This is a genomic window from Roseovarius sp. MBR-78 (genome assembly GCF_040547535.1).
GTDB lineage: Bacteria > Pseudomonadota > Alphaproteobacteria > Rhodobacterales > Rhodobacteraceae > Roseovarius.
Genome location: NZ_JBEPPX010000061.1, coordinates 1 through 4,686 on the forward strand (window position 1 = coordinate 1; position 4,686 = coordinate 4,686).

The following is a 4,686-nucleotide window of genomic DNA, read 5'->3' on the forward strand; positions in this document are numbered from 1 at the left end:
GCGCATCAAGGGCAACGGCACTTCAAATCATGCTGACAAACAAGCGAAACGTGCTCGATTCGCCGAAAGCCCCATTACGGCATCTTTGACTTTTCAGGCGGCTTGTTCTGACGTCATGGCGGCTTCCTGCCCCACGATCCGGGCCAGAATGCTTCCCGTGTCGATCCCGTCCCCATGCGGCAGGAACACCCGCAGCTGGAAGGCGATGATCTCCGTGAAACACCCCATTGCCTTGAGGCCATCAATCATGCCCCGATCCGCGCCGCCCAGCTCGAGGCGCATCTCGCCTGCGACACGGCGACGGGTCAGGGTCAGAGCCCGGCCCAGATCGACAGGCGCGGTGGTGCCGAGGGCGGCGGTCAACATCTCCTGCGGTGTTTGCGGGTTGGAGACGAGGAAGCGGGCGCGCAGCGCGGCCGCCCCTTCCTCGCTCAGCGTGCGCCCGATCATGGCGGTCGCCCCATCGGGCGTGACCCGGTAGATGCGCTCATTGGTGGTCGGAATGTCCTTCCAGATCGGCAGCAGCAGCCCGGTCAGCAGGTAGAGCTTGGTCGTGGTGGTTTTTGGCAGGGACGCAGCCTCTGCGTCCCAAAGCTGGGTGAACTCGCGCCGCTCAATATCTTCCCAAGCCGAGGACTCGAACCGCGCCTCTTCGAGATAGCTCGACCCGTTTGGCCGCACCACCTTGCGCATCAGCGTGACGATGTCCTCGTCATACATCTGCATGGGCCGCGCCGAGATGAGCGCCGCGCGACCGGAGGCGCGATTGACCATCGGCAGCTTGTCGGGGTTGCGCGATATGGCCTCTTCGGCGCCCAGGACATACACTGGGTCCGTCACCTCAAGTCCGATAATCCGCGTCACGGCGCCGGATTTCGGGCAGGTCCAGAGATCCTCTGTGGAGACCTGCTCGATCTTTTCGCCGCGCAGGGTTTCCACGCCGAGATCGAGCGTGCCTGCCGCGCGCGCGCGTTCGGTCTGATCAGCGATCCGGCGCATGAACTCGCCAAAGAGCGCGTTCTGCATGTGGATGGGCAGGGCCAGAACTCGGTTGAGAAACCGCTGGATCGGCGGCAGCTCCTCAAGGAGCACCCCGTCCTTGTCGATCAGCCGCAGGGCTGTCCAGTCGGTGAAGCTCTCGTAGCTCATCGCCTCAGCGCGCCCGGCGGCAAGATCGGCGAAATACCCACGCAGCGCCGCCCGCGCGATCGGGCTTTCGAGATTGTCCTCCTCCCGGAACATGCCCTGCGAGCCGGTCTCGCGCTGACCCTTGGTCAAGGCCCCCAGCTGGTCGAGGCGTTTGGCTATAGTCGAGGTGAAACGTTTTTCGCCATGCACATCCGAGGTGCAGACCCGGAAGAAGGGCGCGCTGACCTGAGCCGAGCGATGCGTGCGCCCGAGCCCCTGGATGGCCGCATCCGCGCGCCAGCCGGGCTCCAGAAGATAGTGCCGCCGCCGTTTCTGGTTCTTCGCCGTTTGCGCCGCGTGATAGGACCGGCCCGTACCGCCTGCATCGGAGAAAATAAGGATATCCTTCTCGCCGTCCATGAAGGCTTGGGTTTCGGATGAATTGCTGCTGGCGGCGCGTTTCTCGATGAAGAGGTGGCCATCCTCGGCCTTGAGGGGCCGGATGGACCGGCCCGTGACCTCTGCTACAGCCTCGTCGCCAAAGGCCCAGAGGATCTGATCGAGCGCCGAGGGGATCGGGGCCAGCGTCATCAACTCCATCATGGCCGCGTCACGCAGAGCGAGCGCCTCGCGCGAGACGACCAGCGCGCCAGTTTCATCGCGGAGCGGCTCGGCCACCATATTGCCATCGATCTCCACGAGCTTTTGAGCATGGATTGGGAAGGCCTGTTCGAGGTAGCCGAGAACATAGTCGCGCGGCGTCAAGGCACCCTCGACGAGTTCATCCTCGGGATCCATCGTCTCAAGTCGACGTTTCAGCAGGCTCTCACCCGTCGAGACCACCTGGATGACGCAAGCCTTGCCCGCCGCCAGATCGTCCTCGATGGCGCGGATAATGCTTGGAGCCTTCATGCCCATCAGGAGATGGTTGAAGAAGCGCTGTTTCGTGCTTTCGAAGCGGGACTTGGCCGAGGCGCGTGCGGCCGACGCATTGGTCTCGCCCGAGGCGTCGTTGACGCCGGTCGCCGTCAGCGCGGCTTCGAGATTGTGGTGGATGGTGCGAAACGCTCCAGCGTAGGCGTCATAGACCTCGATCTGGGCCGGAGTGAGCGCGTGTTCGAGCACGTCATACTCCACCCCATCAAAACTGAGGGCACGCGCCGTGTAAAGCCCGAGCGTCTTGAGATCGCGCGCGACCACCTCCATGGCAGCGACACCGCCGGCTTCCATCGCAGAAACGAAGCTCTCGCGGCTTGGGAAGGGGTATTCGGGGCCCTGCCCCCAGAGCCCCAGCCGCGCGGCATAGGCCAGGTTGTGCACGCTCGTGGCACCCGTGGCCGAGATGTAGAAGACGCGAGCGCGGGGTGCTGCCAGTTGCAGCCGCAGGCCAGCAAGGCCCTGCTGGGAGGGTTTGACCCCCCTGCCCTGCTCGGACCCGGCCGCGTTCTGCATGGCATGGGCCTCATCAAAGGCCAGTACGCCTTCAAAGTCTTCGCCCATCCAGTCGAGGATCTGGCTCAGTCGTGTGGTGCCGCATTTGCCCGCGGACCGCAGCGTGGCGTAGGTGACGAAGAGAATACCGTCACCCATAGGGACGGGCTGCTCCGGTTTCCATTTTGAGAGCGGCTGGATGTCGGCTGGCGAGCCGCCGAGATCGGTCCAGTCGCGGATGGCGTCCTCGATGAGCGTGGCGGATTTGGAGACCCAGATCGCCTTTCTGCGACCGGCCAGCCAGTTCACGAGAATGAGCCCCGCGCATTCGCGCCCCTTGCCGCAACCGGTGCCGTCGCCGAGGAAATAGCCAAGGCGATAGGCACGTCCATCCGGGTCATCATCGGCGCGCGTCAGCTTGGTCTGGTCGTCATCGATCGCGAACCGACCCGGCAGGTCGCGCCGATGGGCGTCATGCGCCATGATGATGGTTTCCAGCTGCGCCTCGGAGAGATGTCCCTCCTCGATCAACCGTGCGGGCAGGCGCAAGTCATCACGGCCCGTATTTGAGGGCATGGGCGGGGCAACCGAGGCCATGGCGATGCTTTCAACGAGCGGCGTGGGATGTTCCTGCGCATCCGCAATCTTGATCCGTTGCGGACGGTAGCGCGCATAGATGTCCGAGATGGGCATGTTGTTGCGCGGGGTCTGAAGGCTCGTGAAGCTGAGCGGACGGACGGCACTGGCCCTGGCTGTGGGGGCGGTGATAACACCGGCAGCGGTCTTGCGCGGGACAGATGATCGAACGGTCGGCCGAGCATGAGGGATCGCTTCAACCCGTTGGGCCGGGCTCATCTCGGTCCGTGTTGCGGCCACGGCATCGACAAATGGAAGGGCTTCATCCAGATCGCACAAAGTGGCGCGGATCATCTCGCCGCCCTCCTGCACCTTGTCGAAGACCATGAGCTGGGTTTCGACAGAGGTGCCGAGCTTGCGGTAGACCTGCCTCGGCATCGTCAGCGCCAATCGTGGCGTCAGGAGACCGCAGGCGCGGGACCAATGCGCGGCATCGCGTTCGGGCGTGAACCCCGGCGGCATGATCGCCACCAGGCGCCCACCTGGTGCCAGGCGCTTTGCAGCCGCAATGAGATGTTTGGCAGCGATGTGCTTGTCGCGGGATCGGTCGACCGAGGAGGCGAAGGGCGGATTCATCACCACGACGTCGGGTAGAACCGGCGTCTGAAGCAGATCGTCGATATGCTCGCCGTCATGGCCCGTCACCTCGCCGCCGAAAACCGCGCGCAGGAGGCGCTGGCGAAAGGGGTCGATTTCATTGAGCACAAGCGTGGCACCGGCCCGGGCGGCGAAAGCGGCCAGGGCACCGGTGCCAGCAGAAGGCTCCAGCACAGCCTCGCCCTTGCGGATCGCTGCGGCCCGCACCACCAGCGCCGCGAATGGCAGCGGCGTGGAAAACTGCTGCAGCCGGATCTGCTGCTCGGAGCGGCGGGTTTCCGTCAGGAGCCGCGAGGCAAGCAGCCTTGCAGCGGCGATGTCACCTGAAGCACCGTCCCCACGCAGCAGCACCTGAACAGCCGCGGCCTGCATCAGGTCATATGCCATGCGCCAGTCCCAGGCACCGCCGGCATCGCTGCCATGGAACGTCTCGCGCATGATACGCGCGAGCGCTGAACTGCGCAGGGGCTGGTTGTCGACCTCCGCGCCGATCTGCGCGAGGGCAGAGGTGAGGTTAGCGTCGGATTCAACAGGATTGGGGAGCGTTGAGCGGTGCTTGGACATGGGGGTTTCCTTTGGATCAGGGTCTGAATTCCAAAGGACAAAAAGCCCGCTCTACACTTTGAAGGCGTAGAGCGGGCAATTTCTTAGCGGGGGGCCTGCACCCCGATCATGGCCATTGCTGCGCAGCATGAAGAACGCGCAAAATGGTCACCATCTCAGGGCTTTCAGCATAAACCACGATGTAGTTCGGCCGAACAACCATCTCCCTAGTCCCGTCCACACGGCCCGCGCGGTACATCTGATACCAACGGCCCTATGAATTGACCGCTTTGGCATATTCTCGGTCACTGATAGAACGGACGCGTTCCTGATCGTTTGCGAAGAAGTTCC

Annotated in this window: 2 protein-coding genes; both read right to left on the reverse strand. The window is 63.8% G+C overall.

Annotated elements, in window-relative coordinates:
• Positions 1-93: 93 nt before the first annotated feature.
• Positions 94-4,356 carry a strawberry notch-like NTP hydrolase domain-containing protein gene (locus ABIE58_RS19960; protein WP_354546369.1) on the reverse strand — a complete coding sequence of 1,421 codons (4,263 nt, stop codon included), beginning with the start codon at positions 4,354-4,356 and terminating at the stop codon, positions 94-96.
• Positions 4,357-4,462: 106 nt separating this feature from the next.
• Positions 4,463-4,594: a type II toxin-antitoxin system RelE/ParE family toxin gene (locus ABIE58_RS19965; protein WP_502950126.1), complete on the reverse strand. Its 132-nt coding sequence runs from the start codon at positions 4,592-4,594 to the stop codon at positions 4,463-4,465.
• Positions 4,595-4,686 lie beyond the last annotated feature (92 nt).

Excerpts from the sequence above, each read along its gene's own strand:
- ABIE58_RS19965 (WP_502950126.1), bottom strand. The coding sequence starts at position 4,594 with ATGTACCGCGCGGGCCGTGTGGACGGGACTAGGGAGATGGTTGTTCGG.
- ABIE58_RS19960 (WP_354546369.1), bottom strand. The coding sequence starts at position 4,356 with ATGTCCAAGCACCGCTCAACGCTCCCCAATCCTGTTGAATCCGACGCT.